General features: G+C 66.5%; 16 protein-coding genes. 7 read left to right on the top strand and 9 right to left on the bottom strand.

All coding sequences use genetic code 11. The features are described from left to right. Positions 1–6: 6 nt before the first annotated feature. From HD883_RS11760 to HD883_RS11770, 3 genes are all read right to left on the bottom strand, one after another. Positions 7–174, bottom strand: a complete 168-nt coding sequence (locus HD883_RS11760; protein ID WP_179582101.1) for a hypothetical protein — start codon at positions 172–174, stop codon at positions 7–9. A gap of 215 nt (positions 175–389) precedes the next feature. Next, entirely contained in the window at positions 390–2147 is a 1758-nt protein-coding gene (locus HD883_RS11765; protein ID WP_179585321.1) for a tannase/feruloyl esterase family alpha/beta hydrolase, read from the bottom strand. Positions 2148–2210: 63 nt separating this feature from the next. Continuing rightward, a complete protein-coding gene (locus HD883_RS11770) occupies positions 2211–3266 on the bottom strand; it encodes a Bug family tripartite tricarboxylate transporter substrate binding protein (protein ID WP_179585319.1) in 1056 nt (351 codons plus the stop codon). 343 nt (positions 3267–3609) lie between these two features. Between HD883_RS11770 and HD883_RS11775 the strand changes: the two genes are divergently transcribed. The 5 genes from HD883_RS11775 (at position 3610) to HD883_RS11800 (ending at position 13741) form a co-directional block, all read left to right on the top strand. Beyond that, positions 3610–5094, top strand: coding sequence for an efflux transporter outer membrane subunit (locus HD883_RS11775; protein WP_179585317.1), 1485 nt, complete (start codon positions 3610–3612; stop codon positions 5092–5094). Continuing rightward, a complete protein-coding gene (locus tag HD883_RS27690; protein WP_257022148.1) occupies positions 5091–6374 on the top strand; it encodes an efflux RND transporter periplasmic adaptor subunit in 1284 nt (427 codons plus the stop codon). The genes HD883_RS11775 and HD883_RS27690 overlap by 4 nt, the downstream gene beginning before the upstream one ends. Beyond that, on the top strand, positions 6371–9583 hold the full coding sequence (locus HD883_RS11790) for an efflux RND transporter permease subunit (RefSeq protein ID WP_179585315.1): 3213 nt from the start codon (positions 6371–6373) through the stop codon (positions 9581–9583). The genes HD883_RS27690 and HD883_RS11790 overlap by 4 nt, the downstream gene beginning before the upstream one ends. A gap of 181 nt (positions 9584–9764) precedes the next feature. Further along, complete coding sequence (locus tag HD883_RS11795) at positions 9765–12419, top strand: mechanosensitive ion channel family protein (protein WP_179585313.1); 2655 nt, start codon at positions 9765–9767, stop codon at positions 12417–12419. Between the two features lie 164 nt (positions 12420–12583). Further along, on the top strand, positions 12584–13741 hold the full coding sequence (locus tag HD883_RS11800; RefSeq protein ID WP_179585311.1) for a glycosyltransferase family 9 protein: 1158 nt from the start codon (positions 12584–12586) through the stop codon (positions 13739–13741). On the opposite strand, the gene HD883_RS11805 is transcribed toward HD883_RS11800, so the two are convergent. The 4 genes from HD883_RS11805 to HD883_RS11820 form a co-directional block, all read right to left on the bottom strand. Continuing rightward, a complete protein-coding gene (locus HD883_RS11805; protein WP_179585309.1) occupies positions 13729–14916 on the bottom strand; it encodes a methyl-accepting chemotaxis protein in 1188 nt (395 codons plus the stop codon). The two genes, HD883_RS11800 and HD883_RS11805, sit on opposite strands and share 13 nt — an antisense overlap. A gap of 153 nt (positions 14917–15069) precedes the next feature. Beyond that, positions 15070–15924 (bottom strand): phosphatase PAP2 family protein, encoded by an 855-nt coding sequence (locus tag HD883_RS11810; protein ID WP_179585307.1) that lies wholly within the window; start codon positions 15922–15924, stop codon positions 15070–15072. Then, positions 15921–16745 (bottom strand): metallophosphoesterase family protein, encoded by an 825-nt coding sequence (locus HD883_RS11815; RefSeq protein WP_179585305.1) that lies wholly within the window; start codon positions 16743–16745, stop codon positions 15921–15923. Before HD883_RS11815 ends, HD883_RS11810 begins: the two co-directional genes overlap by 4 nt. Next, entirely contained in the window at positions 16742–17713 is a 972-nt protein-coding gene (locus HD883_RS11820) for a diacylglycerol/lipid kinase family protein (RefSeq protein ID WP_179585303.1), read from the bottom strand. Before HD883_RS11820 ends, HD883_RS11815 begins: the two co-directional genes overlap by 4 nt. Positions 17714–17848: 135 nt before the next feature. On the opposite strand from HD883_RS11820, the gene HD883_RS11825 reads away from it, so the two are divergent. After that, positions 17849–18079 carry a hypothetical protein gene (locus tag HD883_RS11825; RefSeq protein WP_179585301.1) on the top strand — a complete coding sequence of 77 codons (231 nt, stop codon included), beginning with the start codon at positions 17849–17851 and terminating at the stop codon, positions 18077–18079. A 150-nt stretch (positions 18080–18229) separates the two neighbouring features. Here HD883_RS11825 and HD883_RS11830 read toward each other — a convergent pair whose 3' ends face one another. Further along, positions 18230–18982, bottom strand: coding sequence for a PIG-L family deacetylase (locus HD883_RS11830; protein WP_179585299.1), 753 nt, complete (start codon positions 18980–18982; stop codon positions 18230–18232). Positions 18983–19241: 259 nt separating this feature from the next. Here HD883_RS11830 and HD883_RS11835 point away from each other — a divergent pair, with 259 nt between their 5' ends. Next, entirely contained in the window at positions 19242–19688 is a 447-nt protein-coding gene (locus HD883_RS11835) for a ferritin-like domain-containing protein (RefSeq protein ID WP_179585297.1), read from the top strand. Between the two features lie 164 nt (positions 19689–19852). Here HD883_RS11835 and HD883_RS11840 read toward each other — a convergent pair whose 3' ends face one another. Beyond that, positions 19853–21910, bottom strand: coding sequence for a hybrid sensor histidine kinase/response regulator (locus HD883_RS11840; protein WP_179585295.1), 2058 nt, complete (start codon positions 21908–21910; stop codon positions 19853–19855). Positions 21911–21924: the final 14 nt, after the last annotated feature.

The following is a 21924-nucleotide window of genomic DNA, read 5'->3' on the forward strand; positions in this document are numbered from 1 at the left end:
GCCTGCTCAGTCTTTTTTCGGAACCTTGATGGGCGTGGAGCCCGGCTTCAATGGGGTGGCGGACGGCTTGGGCGCCGGCGCTTTCTTGGGCTTCTTGGTTTCTTTGTTGCCGCGCTTTTGTTCTTTGGCTGCCATGGTGCACTCCTGCTGGTGAAACTCGACGTGCGTTTGCATGCGAAGAATGCTGGGTCCGCCGGGCTTGGTGCCCGACAGACTTGCCGAGAAAGGTTCTACCAGACGCTGGATGAGACCAGCGGGAAGCGGAGTTTGAGGGCCATTCGGTCGGCCCACTGTAGGCTGCTCATCCACGCATCACAAGAACCGTTGCCGATGCAGACACAGGTAACGGGTTGCGACACACGTGGATGGCAGGCCCTGATCGGCGCGTGTCACTGGCAGGTGAAGTTGGCCGCGTCATTGATGTCGCCCGTACCCTTGTAGCGGGTCTGTTTGGGATAGGGGCACAGCGGTCGGGTGCGGGACGCCACGTTGAAGTATCCCGGATTGGACGCAGCCGCGACGATGCTGTCGGGCGCGCTGCCCTTCTCCACCCAGTTGACCAGCGGTGTCAACGCGTCGAACGAATCCGTGGACGGACCGCCCGAACAATGGTTCATGCCGGGCACGACGAACAGCCGCGCAAAGCTGGACACATCCCGGTTCGAGGCACCCAGGGCGTTGTAGTAGTCGATCGTGTCCTGCACCGAGAACGACGTGTCGCTGCCGCCGTGATACAGGATCAGCTTGCCGCCGCGTTCGCTGAAGGGCGACAGGGCCGTCGACTCGGCAAACATGTATTGCGCCGCCGATTGCGAAAAGATGCCCGACCGCGCATACACCTTGGGCGCGTCCACATCGAAGTTGTAGTTCAGCGCGTAGTTCACGACGCCCGACGTCGGCACCGCTACGGGCGGCGTCGTGAACAGCAAGGGGTTGGACACGGCAAACACCAGCTTGGTCGAGTTGTTGACCGCCGAGGCATACGAGCCCAGCCACCACGAACGCCATCCCTGGTTGAAGGTGGTGCCGGACTGCCCGCTGATGCCGGCGTCCCATGGCCACGTGTTGTACAGGACCTGGCCTTGTGAATTGCGCGCGCCGGCCAGCGCCTTGTTCAGCGCCGTCAGTTGCGCGGGCAACAGGCAGCTGTCCGTTTTCGCGCCCGTGCACTGCAGCTTGTCCATTTCGGGTTTGACCAGTGCGTTGGTGCAGGCCGGCATGTTGTCGACGATGCCATCCTTCAGGCCATCCAGGCCATCGCAGGCGGCCAGCACGCCATTGCGCACCAGCATCAGGTCGGGGTCGGTAAAGGTCTTATTGATGGCGGGTGCGCCCGTCGTGTCGAACAGGTTTTGCGAACGTGCCAGCGCCGCGAAGGTCTGCGATACGTTGATGCCGTCCACGCTGGCCAAGGGAAGGTGGTAGCCCGGGTCGCCCGCCACGATGCCGTCGAAATAGGTGGGGAAACGCTGCGACAGGATCATGGCTTCGCGCCCGCCTTCGGAGCAGCCCATGAAGTAGGACTTGTCGGGACCCTTGCCAAAGTATTTCGAGACCAGCGCCTTGCCGACCCGCGCGGTTTCGTCCAGCGAATTGAAGCCGAAGTCGATGCGCGCCTGCGGGTCCAGACCGAAGGCTGCCGTGCCGCCAGCCGCCGCCACCGTGTTCACCGCGTTGTCGTGACCGCTATCGGTGCCCAGCGTGACGTAGCCCAGTGACAGCAGCGTCTTGCCGTCCTGCGCCGTGGTGTTGACCGGGTCGACGACGGTGCCGTTGATGCCGCCGCCTCCGCCCATGTACAGGCGGCCGCTCCACGTGGTGGGCAGTCGCACACGGAACTTGATGGCGTAGGACTGGCCGTCGACACCGGTGCGTTCATTGATCGTGCCGTTGACGAGGCAATGCTCGGCAACCGTGGCCGTGGCCGGCGTGAACGTCGCGGCGGTGATGCGGGTGGAGGTGTTGGGAAAGCCGGTTGCCGTGGCCAGCGCGGCGCAGGACGCCGCCGTCGGAACGCTGGCGCCCGGCCCCTGCCCCGCGCCCGGCGGCGCCGGATCGTCATCCCCGCCACAGGCAGCGACCGCCAGGGAGGCGGCAAGAACCACAGACAGACTCAACCCTTTTCGTGCGATGTCATGGCTAGGCATGGCGGCTTCCTGCGTGAAGGTGACGGAACGAAGAACAGCAAGGATCAGTGGAACCCGTGGCGTCTATTCGACGCCCACGCCGGCATCCCGCACGATGCGGGTCCACTTGGGAACATCGGACTGGATCAGCCCAGCAAAATCGGCTTGCGACCCCGGCATCATCTCGATGCCCACGGCCATGAACTTGTCGTGCGTGGACGGCTTCTTGAGCATGGCCTGCACGGCGGCATTGAGCGTGTCGGCCACCGGCTGCGGGATCCCCTTGGGCGCGGCCAGGCCGAACCACACCGTCATCGAAAAGCCCGGCACGATCTCGTTCAGGGCGGGCAGATCCGGCATGACTTCGGTGCGCGTCTCGCCCGTCGACGCCAGCGCGCGCAGGCGGCCGGACTGCACGTAGGGCAGCGTGGACGTGCCGCCTTCGAACATGATGTCGATCTGCCCGCCCAGCAGGTCATTCATGGCGGGCGCGCTGCCCTTGTAGGGCACATGCAGCAGGTCGGTGCCCGTGCGCAGCTTGAACAGTTCGCCCGCCAGATGGTGGGTGCCCCCGCGGCCCAGGCTGCCATAGGTCAGCGTGCCGGGCTTGGCTTTAGCCAGGGCGACCAGGTCCTGCACGGACTTGACCGGCACGGCACTGTTCACGACCAGATAGAACGGGGTTGAGAACAGCGTGGCGATCGGGGTCAGGTCGCGCGTGGGATCGGTGCGCAGGTCCTTGGTGGTGAGCGGATTCAGGATCATGCCGGTCTGCGACGTGACCAGCAGCGTGTAGCCGTCGGGCGCCGCCCGCGCCGCGGCATCCATGCCGATTGCCTGATTCGCGCCCGACCGGTTTTCGACCACGACCGGCTGCTTGAGCCGCGCGGCCAGGTCGTCCGCCAGGGTGCGCGTGAACGTGTCCACGAGTCCGCCTGGCGTGTAGGGCACGATGATCTTGATGAGGCGTTCGGGATAGCGGCCGGGGGACGAGCCCGGGTCGGTCTGCGCGGCGGCGATGGCTGGCCACCCCGCCACGACGATCGCGGTTGCAGCCATGGCGACCGCGCCAGCCAGCGCGACACCGGCGCGACGCCACGCCCTGCCCGCGTCCGGGAATGCCGGGCGAACCTGTCTCATGCCTCCTCCTTCGGGATCGAAACGTCCCTTGATCGGCAGGGGCGGCAACGGGGTCAGAACGCGGGGGTCGACCCAAGCGTGAGCGGCGTTGCGCGGATGCCGGCGCAAAATATAAGTCCGCCTGATATAAACCGCTATTACATACTTTCCCTTGGTTGTGCGGGCATGGCGCGTGCGCAGCGGGGCGTGTGGTGTGTTTTTCCCGGATGACCGTCTGGATTCATCCTGCTTAAACCTTCCCCCCGTCCACCTCGTCTATGCTCTACCCTCGCCCGCGATCCAGCCGGGGTGCGTTGCCGTCTTCGACGGGGCGCTCGACCTCCGCCGCAATAAGACGAGGACCATGAGACTTTCCCGATTTTCCGGAGCGGTGACGCTGCCCCTGTGCCTTGCGCTGGCCGGCTGCAGCCTGACCCGCCCGCCCGCCGCGGTGCCCCCGCCCGTGCCTGCCCAATGGAATGCACCGCTGCCGCCGCCCGGACCGGCGGCGCCGCCATTGCCGGTCGGGTCGATCCCGGCCCTGACCGACTGGTGGCGGCAATTGAACGATCCGCTGCTGGACCGCCTGATCGCGGCCGCCCAGGATGAAAGCCCGACCATTGCCAGCGCCGCGGCGCGTATTGCCGAAGCGCGCGCCACCCGGGTGCAAAGCGGCGCGGCGTTGCTGCCCAACCTGGACGCATCCCTGACCGGCACGCGCGGCAATTCCGGGTCGCGGTTCGGTGCGTCGCCCACGGGCGGCCTGATCGCGATCCCGATCACCACGACCCAGGCCACGCTGCAATCGAGCTGGGAAGCCGATCTGTTCGGCCGCCTGCGCTCCGATCGCGAAGCCGCGCAGACGCGCCTGGTGAGCGCGGACGCCAAGTGGCATGACGCACGGGTGTCGGTGGCGGCCGAGACGGCCAACGCCTATTTCGCCGAGCGCGCGTGCATCCAGCAATTGACGGTGTCCGAATCGGATACCCGGTCGCGCAGCGAAACCGCGCGCCTGTCCGATCTGTCGTCGCAGGCAGGCTTCACGGCGCCAGCGGATGCCGCCCTCGCGCGGGCCAGTGCGTCGGACGCGTCGGGCCGCCTGAGCCAGCAGCGCGCGCAGTGCGACGTGCAGCGCAAGGCCCTGGTCGCGCTGACCGGCATCGACGATGCGGAATTGGCGGCTCGACTGGCGGCATCGCCGGTGCAGCAGGCCCTGCCGAATGTGCAGGCAGTGGCCAGTGTGCCGGCAGACATGCTGGTGCAGCGGCCCGACGTCTATGCCAATGAATTGGGGGTGGCCGCGGCCAGTGCTGAAGTCGGATCGGCCGAAGCCGCCCGCTATCCGCGCCTGACCCTGCAGGGATCGGTCGGGCGCACCACGTTCCGGCTGGCCGGCCAGGAGCAATCGCTGGACACGTGGAGCATCGGCCCGGTCACGCTGACCCTGCCGCTGTTCGATGGCGGCACCCGTCGCGCGAATGTCGAGTCGGCCAAGGCCCGGTATGCCGAAGCCGTGGCCGTGTACCGCGGCAGCGTGCGCCAGGCGGTGCGCGAAGTCGAAGAAGCGTTGGTGAACCTGCAAAGCACCGACGCCCGCGCATCCGATGCCGACAGCGCCGTCAAGAATTACCAGGCCGCCTTCGACGCCATGCAGGCCCGCTACAAAAGCGGACTGGCCAGCCTGATCGAACTCGAAGACGTGCGGCGCACGCTGTATGCCGCGCAGACCGCGCGTGTCGCTTTGCAGCGCGAACGCGCGAATGCGTGGGTCGCCCTCTATCGCACCACCGGCGGCGGCTGGACCCGCGCCGCCTCGCTGACCTCTTCTTCTGCGGCCCCGTCGCCATGAAAACCATGAAGCGCTCCACCCTTGTTCTGACGCTCGTCGTCCTGTTGGTCATTGTCGGCATCGCCGTGTTCGTGGTGCGGCGGCCTGCCTCGTCTGATGGCGCCGCGCCGGTCGACAAGCAGGCCGCCGCCGCGCCGCGTCCTTCGCTTACCGTCACGGTCGAAGCGCCGCAGTCCACCCAACTGACCGCCACGCTGTCGGCCAACGGCAATATCGCGGCCTGGCAGGAAGCCAGCGTGGGATCCGAATCGGCCGGCCTGAAGTTGTCGGAAGTGCGCGTCAACGTGGGCGATACAGTCAAGAAGGGCCAGGTGCTCGCCACATTCTCGGGTGAAACGGTGCAAGCCGACGTCGCCCAGGCGCGAGCATCGCTGGCCGAAGCCAAGGCCAACGCCGCCGACGCCGCCAACAATGCCTCTCGCGCGCGCACGCTGGAACAGACCGGCGCGCTCAGCCAGCAGCAGATCAACCAGTACGCCACCAATGCCGAAACCGCCCGTGCGCGGGTCGAAGCAGCGGAAGCGGTGCTGGCCGCCCAACAGGTGCGCGGGCGCAATACCCAGGTGCTGGCGCCTGACGACGGCGTCATTTCGGCCCGTACGGCAACCGTGGGCAGCGTGGTCGGCGCAGGCACCGAACTCTTCAAGCTGATCCGCCAGGGCCGCCTGGAATGGCGGGCCGAAGTCACGTCGGCCGAACTCGGCCGCATCAATATCGGCATGCCCGCCGTGATCGTGGGCGCCAGCGGCGCGCGGGTCCATGGCAAGGTGCGCAGCATTGCGCCAACCGTCGATCCGCAAACGCGCGCGGCGCTGGTGTATGTGGACGTACTGGGCGTATTGCCGCCCGATACCCCGGCCCCGGCCACACCGGTGGCACCGGCTGCGGCAACCGGAGCCGTGCCTGCCAGCCCCGGCGCGGCCAATACCACGTCGGCCAAGCCGGCCGCGGCCAGCCTGCCCGTCGCCAAACTGAAGGCGTCCCCCGTCAACATGGCCCAGACCACCAGCCTGAAGGCCGGCATGTTCGCCCGCGGCGATTTCGAACTGGGCCAGGCGCGCGCCGTGACGGTGCCGCAGGCGTCCATCGTGCCGCGCGACGGCTTCAATCACGTGCTGCTGCTCCAGCCCGACAACCGGGTGGCCCAGCTCAAGATCGAAACCGGCCGCCGCGTGGGCGATCGCGTCGAAGTGATCACCCCCCTGCCCGCCGACGCCAGGGTGGTCGTGCAGGGCGCCGGATTCCTGAATGACGGCGACCTCGTCCGGGTGACCCCATGAACGTTTCCGCCTGGTCCATCCGGAACCCGATTCCGGCGGTCATGCTGTTCGTCCTGCTGACCTTTGGCGGTCTGCTGGCGTTCAACGCCATGAAGATCCAGAACTTTCCCGACATCGACCTGCCCACCGTCACGGTGACGGCATCGCTGCCGGGCGCGGCCCCGTCGCAGCTGGAAACCGACGTCGCCCGCAAGCTGGAAAACTCGATCGCCACGGTGCAGGGTCTCAAGCACATCACGACCAAGGTGCAGGACGGCACGGCCACCCTCATCGTTGAATTCCGGCTGGAAAAACCGGTGCAGGAAGCGGTCGATGACGTGCGGTCCGCCATCCAGCGGGTGCGGGCCGATCTGCCCGCCGACGTGCGCGATCCGGTCGTGACCAAGCTGGACCTGGCCGCGCAGCCCGTGCTGGCCTTCACGATCGCATCGACCAAGCTGGATGCGCCGTCACTGTCCTGGTTCGTCGACAACGACGTCACCAAGAAACTGCTGGCCCTGCCTGGCATCGGCGCGGTCAACCGGGTGGGCGGCGTGACGCGGCAGGTCCACGTCGACCTGGACCCCGCCAAGCTGCAGGCGCTGGGCGCCACGGCCGCCGACATCTCGCGCCAGTTGCGGCAGGTGCAGGTGGAAAGCGCCGGTGGCCGCACGGACCTGGGCGGCAGCGAGCAGCCGGTTCGCACGCTGGCCACGGTGCAATCGGCCGACCAGTTGCGCGACATGCAGATTCCGCTGTCCGATGGCCGGCGCATCCGGCTGGACCAGGTGGCCAATGTGATCGACACGATCGCGCAGCCCCGTGCCGCCGCCTTGCTGGACGGCAAGCCGGTGGTCGGCTTTGAAGTGGCACGCAGCCGCGGGCAAAGCGAAGTGGCCGTCGGCGCCGCCATCCAGAAGGCCCTGGTGGAACTGCGCGAGCAGCACCCCGACATCACCCTGACGGAAGCCTTCAATTTCGTGCAGCCGGTGCAAGAGGAATACGACGGGTCGCTGCACCTGCTGTATGAAGGCGCGCTGCTGGCCGTGCTGGTGGTGTGGCTGTTCCTGCGTGATTGGCGCGCGACCTTCGTGTCGGCCATCGCGCTGCCGATGTCGGTGATCCCCGCCTTCATCGGCATGTACTTGCTGGGCTTTTCGATCAACGTGATTTCGTTGCTGGCGCTGTCCCTGGTGGTCGGCATCCTGGTGGACGATGCGATCGTGGAGGTCGAGAACATCGTGCGCCACCTGCGCATGGGCAAGAGCCCCTACGACGCGGCCATGGAAGCGGCCGACGAGATCGGACTGGCGGTGATCGCGACCACCTTCACGCTGATCGCCGTGTTCCTGCCCACGGCCTTCATGAGCGGCGTGGCCGGCAAGTTCTTCAAGCAGTTTGGCTGGACGGCGTCACTGGCCGTGTTTGCGTCGCTGGTGGTGGCCCGCGTGCTGACCCCGATGATGGCGGCCTACATGCTCAAGCCCATCGTGACCCAGGAAAAGGAACCCGGCTGGCTCAGGATGTACATGCGGGCAGCCGAATGGTGCATGACGCATCGGCTGACCACGATGCTGCTGGCCACCGTGTTCTTTATCGGGTCGATTGCGATGATCCCGCTGCTCAAGACCGGCTTCATCCCGCCCGATGACAACTCGCAAACCCAGGTCTACCTGTCGCTGGCGCCTGGCGCTACCTTGCAGCAGACGCTGGCCACGGCCGAAGAAACCCGGCAGCGGCTGATGAAGATCGACCACGTGCGCAGCGTCTATACGACGGTGGGCGGCGGCAGCGCGGGCGGCGATCCGTTCGCCAGTTTTGGCGTGGCCGAAACGCGCAAGGCCACCTTGACCGTCAAGCTGGACCCGCGCGGCGAACGGCCCCGCAAACAGGTGGTGGAAAACCAGATCCGCGCGGCGCTGGAAAGCCTGCCCGGCATCCGCAGCACGGTGGGCCTGGGTGGGTCGGGCGAAAAATACATTCTTGTGCTGAGCGGCGAAGACCCGGCGGCCCTCACCACGGCTGCCCGCGCGGTGGAACGTGACCTGCGCACGGTGCGCGGGCTGGGCAACATCACGTCGACAGCCAGCCTGGTGCGGCCGGAAATCGCGGTGCGTCCGGACTTTGCCCGTGCGGCCGACCTGGGCGTCACCAGCTTTGCCATCGCCGAAACCTTGCGGGTCGCCACGCTGGGCGACTATGACCAGTCGCTGCCCAAGCTGAACCTGGCGCAGCGTCAGGTGCCCATCGTCGTCAAGCTGGAAGACTCGGCGCGCAAGGATTTGTCCTTGCTGGAACGGCTGTCGGTGCCTGGCGCGCGCGGTCCGGTCATGCTGGGCCAGGTCGCCACGCTGACCATGGAAGGCGGTCCGGCCGTGATCGATCGGTATGACCGGTCACGCAACATCAACTTCGAAATCGAACTGTCGGGCACCGGCCTGGGCGATGCCAAGACGGCTGTGATGGAACTGCCGTCGATCCGCAATCTGCCGCCGGGCGTGCGCGTGGCCGAAGTGGGTGACGCGGAAGTGATGACCGAGCTCTTCAACAGCTTCGGGCTGGCCATGCTGACGGGCGTGCTGTGCATCTACGTGGTGCTGGTGCTGCTGTTCAAGGACTTCCTGCACCCGGTCACGATCCTGTGCGCGCTGCCGCTGGCGTTGGGCGGCGCGTTCGTGGGCCTGCTCATCGGGCAGAAGGCGCTGTCGATGCCGTCGTTGATCGGGCTGATCATGCTGATGGGGATCGCCACCAAGAACTCGATCCTGCTGGTGGAATACGCCATCGTGGCGCGCCGCGATCACGGCATGAGCCGGTGGGACGCGCTGCGCGACGCCTGCCACAAGCGCGCCCGCCCCATCATCATGACCACCATCGCCATGGGCGCCGGCATGCTGCCGATCGCCGTGGGCTTTGGCGCGGCGGATGCCAGCTTCCGCTCGCCCATGGCCATCGCCGTCATCGGCGGGCTGATCACGTCGACCGTGTTGAGCCTGCTGGTGGTGCCCGCGGTGTTCACGTATGTGGACGACATCGAGCACTGGATTGGCCGGACGGTGCGCCGGATGCGCGGGATCCGCGAGCCAGCGGCTGGGGCCTCTGCGGCGTCCGCATCGGGGGCCGCGGCTGGGGCCACGACGCGGTCCGCGCCGGAGTCCGCGCCGGGGGCCATTGCAGGGTCCGGTCCGGCCAGCGCTTCCCCTTCTGCAGCCCCTGACACGCCTCGCTGAGGTCCCGGGCGGATCGGCAAGTTTGCCCGCGCACACTTGCCGATCCACGCCCTATTTCCGGCGATGTGGTGGCAACCTCTTACAAAACCAGCGCCGGGCAGGACCCTTTCGTCCCCCCTTGCCTGCCCCAGGGCAAGGATGCGTCGTTAGAATTGGGAGTCATTTACGTTCCACGAGTCCCATGCAGCTATCCCCGTCCCGCTTTTTCCTGATCGTCCTGCTGAGCGTCAGCAGCCTGTGGATGCCCCTTGCCGAGGCTGCCGACCCGGCCCCCGCCGCGGCGTCGGCCGATGCGCCTGTCACGGCGTCGCAGGCCAAACGCGTGCTGGGCACGCTGCAGGATGACAAGAAGCGGGCCGATCTTGAAGAAACGCTGCGCGTGATCTCGCAAGCCACGGCGGCCACGCCGGGCGCCGATGCCCCTGCCGAAGAGGCCCCCGCCGACGCCGCGCCGATCGCGCTGGTCGAAACCGGTGTCGTGGCGCAGATTTTTGACCGGGTCGGCCAATGGTTCGATGCCGTCGGCAATGAACTCAAGGTCACGGGCCGCACCTTCCTGGAATTCCGGACCATCGGTGTCTGGTGGGACAGCCGCTTCGGCTCTGACGAGGCCCGTGCCAACGCGCTGCGCGCGATCGGTGCGGTGCTGGTGATCCTGGCCGCCGGCCTGGCGGTGGAATGGCTGCTCAAGCGGGTGCTGCAGCGCCCGCGCGACATCGTCGCGGCGCATGCCGCGCGACGGTTCGCCGCCGAAGAGGCCAAACGCACGGCGGCGCAATCGGTGGTGGTCGAAGCGCCGGCGGTGGATCCGGCCCTGGCGGCGGCCATGGCTGCCGAAGCCGCCGGCACGTCAACTGCGTCCGCCACGTCCCCAGCGGCTCCGACTGCGGCTGCGGCCACGGCCAGCACGTCCGCCCCGTCAACTGCGTCGGCCACGTCCCTAGCTGCCCCGACCGTCACAGTGGCGCCCGTCTCCGCCACCGGCGTGCCCATCTCGCCAATTACCCTGGCCGCGGCCAGCGCCGCAGCGGCTGCGGCGGACCCCGCCGCTGACCCCGTCGCGCCCCCGCGCCAGCGTTACGACCGGCACTGGGGCGTGCTGCGCCGCATTCCGTATGCCGTCGCGTATGCCATCCTCAAATGGCTGCCGCTGCTGGGCTTCCTGGGCACCACCAGCCTGCTGATCGCGCTGTCGGGCGGTCCCAACTCGGCGTTCTATCGCGCCATCCTGCCGCTGGTCGGCGCCTATGCCGCCACCCGCGTCACCATGAGCGCCATTGGCGTGCTGATCACCCCGGCCGGCGCAGGGCTGCGCCTGGCCCCCGTCACCGACGACACCGCGCGCTACCTGCGCCGCTGGTTCCGCCGCATTGTCGTGGTCGCCGTCTTCGGCGCGGCATTCACCGACCTCGCACTTGCCGTGGGCGCGACGGCCGATGCGCAGAACGCCATGTCCAAGCTGGTGGCGCTGGCCGTGCACCTGATGGTCATTACCGTCATCTTCCAGTCCCGGCAGCGAGTCGGCCACTGGATTCGCGGGTCGGGCACGGGCCGTGACAGCGTCGTCGCACTGCGCACCTTGCTGGCCGACATCTGGGCCCCCGCGCTGGCGCTGTTCGTGGTTGGCCTGTGGGTGGTCTGGGCGCTTGGCGTCAACAACGGCTTCCAGCAACTGCTGCACTACTTTGCGTTGACCGCAGGGGTGCTGCTCGTGGCGGTGGTAACCGGCTACTTGGCCCTGGGCGCCCTCGACAAGACCTTCTTTGGCAGCCCCGCCGAAGACGGCAAGTCAGTCCACGTCATCCAGCACTATCAGCGCTTCACGCAACGTGCCGTGATCGCCGTCGTGGTCATCGTGGCGATCCTGACCTTGCTGCAGGTGTGGGGCTTCAGCGTGTTCAACTGGTTCGCGCCGGGCACCATCGGCCGCAGCCTGCTGTCGGCCGTCAGCACTATCGCCGTGGCGTGCGTGCTGGCCATCGTGGCATGGGAAGGCAGCAACTTCTGGATCAACCGGCGCATTGCGATCTGGACGGGGGCGGGCGACGTCGGCCGGGCCACCCGCCTGCGCACGCTGGTTCCGATCATGCGGACCACGCTGTTCATCGTGATTGCGCTGGTGGTGGTGCTGACCGCGCTGAACCAGTTGGGAATCAACATCGCGCCGCTGCTGGCCGGGGCCAGTATCGTGGGCGTCGCGCTCGGCTTCGGTTCGCAAAAGCTGGTGCAGGACTTCATTACCGGCATCTTCCTGCTGGTGGAAAACGCCATGCAGGTGGGCGACTCCGTTACCGTGGCGGGCGTGTCCGGCGTAGTGGAAAACCTGTCGATCCGCACGGTGCGCCTGCGCGCCGGCGACGGAGCCCTGCACGTGATTCCGTTCAGTTCGGTCAGCCTGGTCACCAACACCAACCGCGGCATCGGCAATGCGGCGATCCGCCTGAGCGTGCGGGCCGACGAGGATCTGGACCGCGTCATCGCCTCCATCAAGCAGGTGGGCGCAGAAATGCGCGACGACCCGCAATTCAAGGACGTGATCCTGGCCGATCTGGACTTGTGGGGCGTGGACCAGGTCGACGGCGCCACGGTCACCCTGGCCGGCCAGATCCGCACCACCGACCGTGGCCGCTGGGGCGTGCAGCGCGGCTTCAACCAGCGCATCTGGCGCCGGTTCCGTGAACTGGGCATCCAGCTCACGAACCCGCAGGAAACCGTCATCATCAATCCGCTGGCAGCGCCCAGGTCGGGCGATGCGGCAGGCGCTGGCGCTCCGGCCGGGGCGGACGGCGGGGCCACCGGCACGCCGCCGTCCGCGCCCCCCGCGCAGCCCGCCTGATCGTGGCGCGCAGGGCGGCGGGGGTTGAGCACGCAGAGCCGGGGAACGGGCACGCAGAGGCGGGGAACGAGCACGCAGAGCCGGGGGACGGGCAAGCAGACGCGGGGAGCGAACACGCAGAGCCGGTCACCGCGGGCGCGGCCACCGTGCCATCGTCCGACCCAATGCCTGACCAGGCAACGCCGCAAGCGGCCGCGCCCGGTGCCTTGCACGCAGCCGGCACAGCACGCCGCCCGGCAGCTCCGCCGCGCCATCTGGCTGTGTACATTTCAGGCGGCATTGGCGATACGCTGATGCACCTGGGTTTCGTCAAGGCACTGGCCGACCATGCTGGCGAGCCGATCACCCTGGTGCTGGCCACGCCGCCGGTGGCCACGCCCCTGCTGCTTACGCAGCCCTACGTGCGCGACGTGCTGGCCATTCCGGACCTGCATCACGACAAGGCGCATCGCGTGCCACGCCTGACGGCGCTGCTGGCCCCCCTGGGCATCGACACCCTGTTTCTGTTCAGCTATCAGGACCACGTCCTGAAAGCCGCCTGCGCCGCCAAGATCCCGGTGCGAGCCGGCTTTTTGCGCACGCACAAGCTGTGGCGAGCGCCCTGGATGACGCAGTGGATCTGGGTCCGGCGCGCGGGCACCCCCCATCCGGACACGCACACCTGGCTGCCCCGCCTGTTCACGAAATATGGCTACCCGACGCGGCCCATCGAGCCGTCGTTGACCGTCACACGGTCCGCTGGAACCGACGCTGCCGCAGACGCAGCAGCACACGCAGCAGCAGACGCCGCAGCACACGCAGCAGCCGACACAGCAGCCGACGCAGCAGCAGACGCCGCCGCGGCGCTGGCGCAGGATCACCCCAGGCTGATCGGCTTCGGTCTGTCGACGTCAGGCGTGCATAAACGGTATGGGGTCGCGCAATGGCTGGACGTCGCGTCGCAGTTGGCTGATCACGACCCCACCCTGTCCTTCCTGCTGTTTGGCGCGGCCGACGTGGCGGACACGGCGCAAGCCATCCTTGCGGCGTCGCCCCATCACCTGCGCTGGCTGGACGTGACCGGGTCCGCCCTGCCCTTGACGACGGGCCACGCCCTGGTCGCCCGCTGCCTGGCGTTTGCCGGCAACGACAGCATGGGGATCCATCTGGCCGTGGCGGCCGATGTGCCGACGGTGGGATTGTTTGGCGTAACGCCACCGATGGCCTATAGCCGCCTGCTGACGCCCTTGCAGGCATCGCCGGCGGGCGCCGGCATGGCAGGCATCCGCGCCAGCGACGTGGCGCGGGAACTCATCAGACAGCTGGGCGATCAGGCGCCGTAAGACCCCACCAGCTGCTTAAGGTCGCCTGCCAGGCCGGCCAGCCCGCGGCGGGCCTGGGCGGCTTCCTTGGCGCCTTCGGACGTGTGGATCGAAATGTCCTGCACGTTTCTGACGTTGCTGCCGATTTCCGCCGCGAACCGCTGCTGCTGCGCCACCGACGTCGAGATATGGCCGTTCATGTCGATGATGACACGCACGTTGTCGAAGATATTGCCCAGCACGCCCGCGGCCGCAAGGGTGTGCTCGACACTGGTCGCCGCCTTCTTGCGGCCATCACCAATGGCATTGACCACGCGCTGCGAGTTGTCTTGCAGGCGTTCGATCATCAGCTTGATTTCTTCGGTGGACTGCTGGGTGCGGCTGGCCAGGGTGCGCACTTCATTGGCGACCACGGCAAAACCGCGGCCATGTTCGCCCGCGCGAGCCGCTTCGATGGCCGCATTCAGGGCCAGCAGATTGGTCTGCTCGGCAATGCTCTGGATCACGACCAGCACCTTGCCGATGTTGCCCGACTCTTCTTCCAGCGAGTCCACCACCCCGGCGGCCGTTTCGATCGACGTGGCCAGGTCGGCCACGGTGGCATGCGCGCTGTCGACGATGGTCCGGCCCTGCACGATGTGGGTTTCGGAATTCTTGGCGGCGTCGTAGGCCGACGACGAACGTTCCAGCACGTCGGCAACCGCCTGCTGCATGGCCTGGATGGTCGTGGCCAGCTGTTCGATTTCATGGCTCTGGCGCTGCACCGACTGATTGGCGCGCTCGCCGTATTGCGACATTTGCGCGCACGTGTCGAGGAAGGCATCGGCAATCTGTGACGACTGGATCAGCGCGGGCCGGAACTGCGCCAGCGACTGGTCGAAACGCACTGCCAGCTGATCGATGTCGCGATGGCCCAGGGCCGGTGCAGGTGCGCCGGTCGTGGCGGCGCGCGACCAATGGGTCGACAGCTGTTCGACGGCCTGTTGCCGGCGCGACAGGGTCAGGCGGCCCAGCAAAGCCGACGCCACCGCCACCACCGCGCCCAACGCGGCCACGATCAACAGGGTCGAGGGTGGCACGGCCGGCAGGCCTGCGCCCGGATTCAACTGCCCGTAGGCCAGCACCGCAATCGCAATGAACAACACGCCTTGCACGAGCGGGTTGACGAACAAAGCGTACTTGAGCGAAGACTTCATGGATTCCTCTGGTCGGGGCAAGACGTTACGCGGTGCGCGCTTCGTCGCTATAACGGCACCCGGCCAAGGAAATTAAGGGAAAGCACGTAGGCAGTTTGAAGCAGCCGGACGACGGCCATGCGGGCACATCGCCGCGAAATCGCCGCCCTCCGGTCAAGACGTCCTGGCCTGCCCCGCCGGTTCCCCGGCTGCCCGATCCACATCACGCGCTGGCGTCGTCCGCAGCACCACTTCGCACGCGGTAATGCACAGCACCAGCCAGGCCCCGCCCGACACGAACCCCGCCAGCACATCACTGAAGTAATGCACGTACAGGAACACGCGGCTGAAGCCAATCGCCAGGAACAAGGCCACCAGCGCGCCCGCGATCAGCAACGACAGCGGCGGCCGGGCCAGCCGCAGCGCCAGATAGGCCATCATGCCGTACACCACGAGCGACCCCGATGCATGACCACTGGGAAAGCTCCAGCCCTGTTCGATCACAAAGCCGTGCTCATGCACCGGCCGCACGCGCTGGAAAACGCCTTTCAGCACCCGAATCAACGCGCCGTTGCCAGCGACTGTGATCACCCAGGCAAAGAAGAACAGCCGGCGGCGCGCGATCAGCAAGGCCGCGCCAACCAGGATGCTGACCCCCACCAGCGTCACCATATTGCCCGCGCGGGTCAGCCACGCCAGCACTTCCAGCATGCCGGTGGACGGGTCCGTGCGTAGCGCCTCCGCCAGCAGGCCGTCGAACCTGCCCAAGGATTCATCGGCATCCAGTGCTTCGGCCAGTTCGGCAAAGGCGGCCATGCCGATCAGCAGGGCCACGGCGCCCGCGCCCGCGTAGATCGCCAGCCAGACGCGCGGCGCCAGCCGGTCGCGCCAGCGGTCACGGCCCCGCCGCACGGTCCAGTGCAGCACCCAGGCCAACAGCCCCGCCAGCAGCAGGGTGCCGATCGTGGTTGCAATGTAGGACGCCACGGGATGCAGGCCTATCCATTGCGCGGTGGACGCCAGCGTCATGACGAACGGGCTCCCCGGCACGGGTTGACCAGGATCTGATCGACCTGCGTGAAGCCTTGCGACGCATCCACGCAATCCCAGCGTTCGATGGCACAGCGGCCCGCGTCCGCCGCGGGCGAATACCGAATCACATTCACGGAATTGGGCGCGTTGGCGCGGGTGCGCGTCGACACGGCCGTGCCGGCCTGCACCACCCACGCGTCCCTGCCGAGGCCGGGCATCGCGTCGTTGACCGGCCGCACGAAGGGCAGGTGGATGTGCCCGCCAAGAACCAGGTCCGCACCCGCCAGCACCCAGGTGCCCAGCGCCGCGCGGTGACCATGCAGCAAGTTCTTGCCATCCTGCGGTGACAGCACATGCACCGGATGGTGCGCGACCACGATGCCAAGCTGGCCCGGGCGGCGTTTCATCAGCGCCGCCGAGACACGCGCGATCTGTTCGGCCGACACGGTGCCATCTTCATGACGGTAGTTGCGCGTCGAGTTCACGCCGATCAACAGCAGGTCGGGCGACGAGTACACCGGCTCCAGCGTCCCGGGAAACACTTCCTGGTAGTGCCCGTAAGGCGACACCGCGCGGGCAAACAGATTGAACAGCGGTATGTCGTGGTTGCCGGGGATCGCAATCACCTGGCGCGCACCGACCCGATCGACAAAGGCCTTGGCAGCCGCGAATTCGGAGCGTTTCGCGCGCTGCGTGATGTCACCGGACATCAGCAGCACGTCCGGATCCAGGGTGTGCGCCAGGCGCAGCAGCGCCTCCACGACGTCCGGTTTCTCGGTGCCAAAATGGGGGTCCGACACTTGCAGGACTACCGTCACACCTCCTCCTTGCGTTGATCGGGTGGCGGAATCAGCAGCGGCAGCCGCTCGGCCGCCACCTTGAAGACCAGCGGCGCTTCCATCCACAGGATTTCGCCATCGGTGGCCACCTTGAAGCGGCGCGACCGGCTGCCGGTCCGCGGCTTGACCACCAGTTGCGTGAACGAGAAGTCGATCACATCATCGGCGCCGCCCAGCTTGCGCATGGCGCCGCGGAACAACAGCCCCAGCATGGCCAGGCCGCTCATGTCACGCAGCGCAATGCCGACCAGCCGGCCGGCATGCACGTCATCGGACTGCTCGATGCCGACACGCTCGAGCTGCAGCCGATTGTTGCCGACAAACAGCGTCACGGTCCGCAGGCTGCGGGTCTTGCCGTCCTGTTCCATGTCGATATGCAGGCGGCGATGCGACCGCATCACGGTCATGATGCCCGACCACAAGGCCACGAGTCGGCTGCGGCCATATTGCCGCTTGTAGGTCTCGCGATCTTCCAGCAATTGGGGATAGAGACCCAGACTGGCGTTGACCAGAAAAAGGCGTTCGTTGAGCATGCCGACCTGTACCGGGGAGATGGTGGCGTCGAGCAATGCGCGTGCCGCCTCTTCGGTGTCCTGCGAAATGCCGTGGGTACGGCCAAAGTAATTGAAGGTGCCTTGCGGCAATACGCCAAAGGGGCAGCCCTGCCCCAGCACCGTCTGGGCGACCGCGTTGATGGTGCCGTCGCCGCCCGCAGCGACCACGACCCCGCCCTGCGCCTTTGCAAGTTCTACCGCGCGGCGCGCGGTATTTGCCAGTTCCGATGCATCCCCCACCTTCAGGATCTCGACCCGGCGGCCAGCGCCTTCCATGACCCGGCGCACGATATCGCTGGTCTCGTCGGCGTCATTGCGCCCCGAGCCACTGTTCAGAACGATAAAGAACGGTGCGTCCGCAGCGACCGTCTTGCCTACGTTCAGCGTTTCCATGCATGCCGCCTTAGCAGAAGTGCTTTAGTGTTGAGTGTTATTGAGCGAGCTGCGATGGTCCCATACTCCTGTCGGGCACACCGCTTGCTGTAACACTCGCAGAGCACTGTTGCCGTTGACACATGGAGGTGAACGATGACCACCGACAAGAAGAAAACCGAAGAAGACAAGCGTCTGGAAGGCACGGCCGACAAGGACAAGAAAGTCCCGACCTATCAGGAACTGCTGGACGAATCGCTCGACCAGACTTTCCCCGCAAGCGACCCGATTTCCCCAGGCGCCGCGGTGAATGCCGAAAAGCGGATCGAGTCAGAAAAAGACGAAGCGGACTGGAAGCTCAAGCCGCAAAAGGCCCCGAACAAGTAGGGGCTGTGTGCGGGCGCAAGCACGCAACATGAATGCGGCGGGTTTGTACGCTTAATGAAGAAAGGCTGGCACGTGCCAGCCTTTTTTTCGTCTGCGGCAGGCTTCAAACGCGCCCGTTGCGGGCGCAAAGCCGGCCGCCGCCGCCACGCATCACAGCAATACGATCTCGTACGGCTGCCGGGCCCCGTGGCTTTCCAGGTGGGGATCGCCAGGCACCCCGTCGCCCGACAATGCCTTGCGCTTTGCATAGAGTCCGTATTGGTCGACTTCGATGCGGCGGGCGCGGTGCCATGGGATGCGGGTATCGCCCGGTGTCGCCCATTCCCACGCATGCACCGGAACGGGAATGCACTTGGCGCCGACAATGGCCGCCGCCGCCAGGGCCGCCCGCCCCACGGCTTCATGGTCCGGATCCCCATCGAAGCGCCAGCTGGCAAACAACACGTCGCCCGGCTTGAGCCGCCACGCCAGGAAGGCCGCCAGCGCCGTTTCATTACGGTGCAGCGCCCCCTTTTCCATGCCGGCGTGCATCACCCGGCAGGGGGCCGTGTCCATCTCGGTACGGCTGGTCACCCCAAGACGATGCAGCGCCCCAGAATAAGGCGCGTATTGCACCTGGGCCTCGCCATCGTATTCCGGCGGGTTATGGCTTGACGCCCCCCCGGCGTCACCCGTCGCGGCGATGATGGTGAGCGGCCGGCCCAGGAAATGGAGCCCGTGGATCAGGCCGCCCAGACTGGCTACCTCATCGTCGGGATCGGGCGTCACCACCACGGCGCGACGCCCTTCGGGCACCATCAGCGCGGGTGAAATCGACGGTAAGCCAGCCAATGCCCAGCGGCCGCGTTCGGCGCAGACGGCGGCATGATCGGGGGCTTGCGGTACTGCACTCAACATCGGCATGGCGGGCACAATCACAAAATGGTGATTCCCGGAATGCAATATCCATGCCCATTTTTACACGCTGAGTTATGGATGGCGCCCGGCCTGTTGTCATGTTCTGGCGCACTATCTGCGCGGCTGCGCCCGGTGTCGGCGGCACCCCTACAAGGGATGCCTGATTGAAGCCGGGATCGAATCCTGCTGAGTACCTGGGTAGAAACCGGAACGCTGCCTGGCAGCGCGACCCGGTCCCCACGACGTACCGATAAAAGGACAAGCCATGACGAAAATTACCTCTGTGCTCAATGAACTGATTGAAATCAGCAACGACGGCGACAAAGGCTTCCGCCAGGCCGCCGAGGACGCGAAGAACCCCGAACTGAAGGCCCTGCTGCTGCGCCGTGCCTCGGACTGCGCATCGGGCGCCGCACAACTGCGCCAGCAGGTGTCGGCCCTGGGTGGCAAGCCTGAAGAAGGCGGCACCGCCGGTGGCGCCGTGCACCGTGGCTGGGTCAGCCTGAAGGCGGCAGTTGCCGGCCGTACCGACCTGGCCATCCTGGAAGAATGCGAGCGTGGTGAAGACGTTGCCAAGGCCCGCTACCAGGACGCCCTGAAGCAGGACCTGCCTGCCGAGATCCTGGCACTGGTCCAGACGCAGTACGAAGGCGTCGTGCGCAACCATGACCAGATCCGTGACCTGCGTGACCGCATGCGCGCAACGAGCTGATCGTTGGTGGCCCGTCAGCGGGCCACGCCAACAAAAAAGGCGCCTTGAAGTTCAAGGCGCCTTTTTTGTGGATGTCGTCAACCGTTGTAGTGGTCGACCTTTGTAGTGGTCGTTCGTTGAAGTGGTCAACGGTTGTGATGGTCAACTGTTGCTGCCGTCTACCTTCAGTGCACGCTGCTGGCCACGCGCTGCGTAGCCGACGCCTGCGCGGCAGGACGCGTCAATGAAGCAATGACCGAAATCAGCTCGGACGGATTGGCGGGCTTGGTCAGGTAGACCTGGAAGCCGTTGGCCAGCGCGCGCACCCGGTCTTCCCGCTGACCAAACGCCGTCAGCGCAATGGCCGGGATCGGTCCCCGAAAGCGCGTCGATACCTGGCGTTCCAGCTGCCGTACCTGCTTCAGCGTTTCATACCCGTCCATGTCTGGCATAGCGATGTCGCAGATGATGACCTGCGGGGCATCGTCGGGGCCGCACTGGCGCAGGTGGTCAAGCGCATGCTGCCCGGAATCCGTGGGCGCCACCTGCGCGCCGATATGGGTCAGCAACTCCGACAAGGAATCGCGCGCTTCTTTCTGATCATCCACCAGCAGGACCCGCACGTTTTCCAGCGAGCTCAGCGGCTTGTCGTCACCGGCCACGGTCTGCACGGCGCGGGGCCCTTCGTCTTCGGAATCCACTTCATTGCGCAGCGGCAGGTAGATCGAAAACGTCGATCCCTGGTTCTCGCCATCGCTGTACGCCACCGCGCGCCCGCCATGCAGCTCGGTCAGCTGGCGGACCAGCGTCAGGCCCAGACCCAGGCCTTCCGTGCGACGGGTGTTCGACGAATCGGCCTGCCGGAACGGGTCGAACAGGAAGGGCATGAACTCCGAAGAGATGCCCTTGCCCTGGTCCACCACAGAAATGCGCACGTCGATATCACTGGTTTCGATCGCCACCTTGATGTCCGACCCTTGCGGGCTGAACTTGATGGCGTTGGTCAGCAGGTTCCAAATGATCTGCTCGACCCGCTCGGCATTGCCCACAAGCCGGATCGGCGCATCGGGAAACGCGGTCGTGACCGACACGTTGCGTTCCGCCGCGGCCTTGGACGCGCTGGAAATCGCGGCGTCGATGGCCGGCTGCAGCGTAAAGGGCTGTTTGGGCATGCGCAGGCGGCCCGTCATGACCTGGGTCGCGTCAAGCAACTCTTCGATCATGCGAACCTGCTGCTGCACGCCGGTCTTGATGCCGGCAATCGCGCGGGCCACCGAGGGCGTCCCCGTATCGACCCGATTCTCAAGCACGTGGGTCCAGCTCTGGATTCCGTTCAGCGGCGAACGCAATTCATGCGACACGATGGCCAGGAACTGGTCCCGCGCGCGCGAGGCGGCCTCGGCCTGGAAGCGCGCCGCCTGCTCGCGGATCAACAGGGCGTCGCGTTCAAGCTGTGCTTCGGTTCGCTGCGTGACGTCATATGTGACGGCCAGCACCGAGTCGATGCTGCCATCACGTTCGAATTCGGGAAGGATGCGGGTGGTGAAGTGCCGGGTGCGCGACTCGCTGTCGTCCAACGTGAAGTTGAACGCGCGTTCCTCGCCGCACTGGAAGACTTCGCGCGCGGCCTTGTCGTAGGCGGCGGCTACCGAATCAGGAAAGCCCATCTCGGCAATGCTTTTGCCGATGAAATCGCCGGCGTCAATGCCAAAGGCATCGCGCGTGGCGCGGTTCACATACAGGTGCCGCAGATCGCGGCTCAGGCGGGCGATGACATCGGGAGAGTTCTCGACCAATGTCTCCAGCTCACGCCGGTTCCTGAAAAGTTGTCGTTGTTCGTCGTCGGACAGCACCGCCTTGGGCGCATGGTCGACAGGGGCGATCGAGCCCGAAAAACCGGTGACCGTGCCGCCCTGCATCACGGGCGTGGCCCGGAGCAATACTTTGCGGCCGGCCGCATCGGCCGTGGTGAGACATACTTCAACGTCGAATGCAGCGCCGTCCGCGGCGCCTTTGGCAAATGCCGCGACCAGCGCGGTGCGGCTTTTTTCCCCTACGACGTCCATCCACCCGCGGCCGGTCGAACGCATGGTCGCCTGACCCGACAGGCGGGTCCACGCGGCGTTGACATAGCGCCAGTCGCCACCCACGCCAGCCATCCACAGGACACATGGCGCTTGGTCAGCCAGGTCACGGAAGCCGAAATCATTGGGGTGTGATGAAGGTACATGGTCATCACTCATTGCATTGACGTCGG

Source organism: Pigmentiphaga litoralis, from assembly GCF_013408655.1.
Taxonomy (GTDB): Bacteria; Pseudomonadota; Gammaproteobacteria; order Burkholderiales; family Burkholderiaceae_B; genus Pigmentiphaga; species Pigmentiphaga litoralis_A.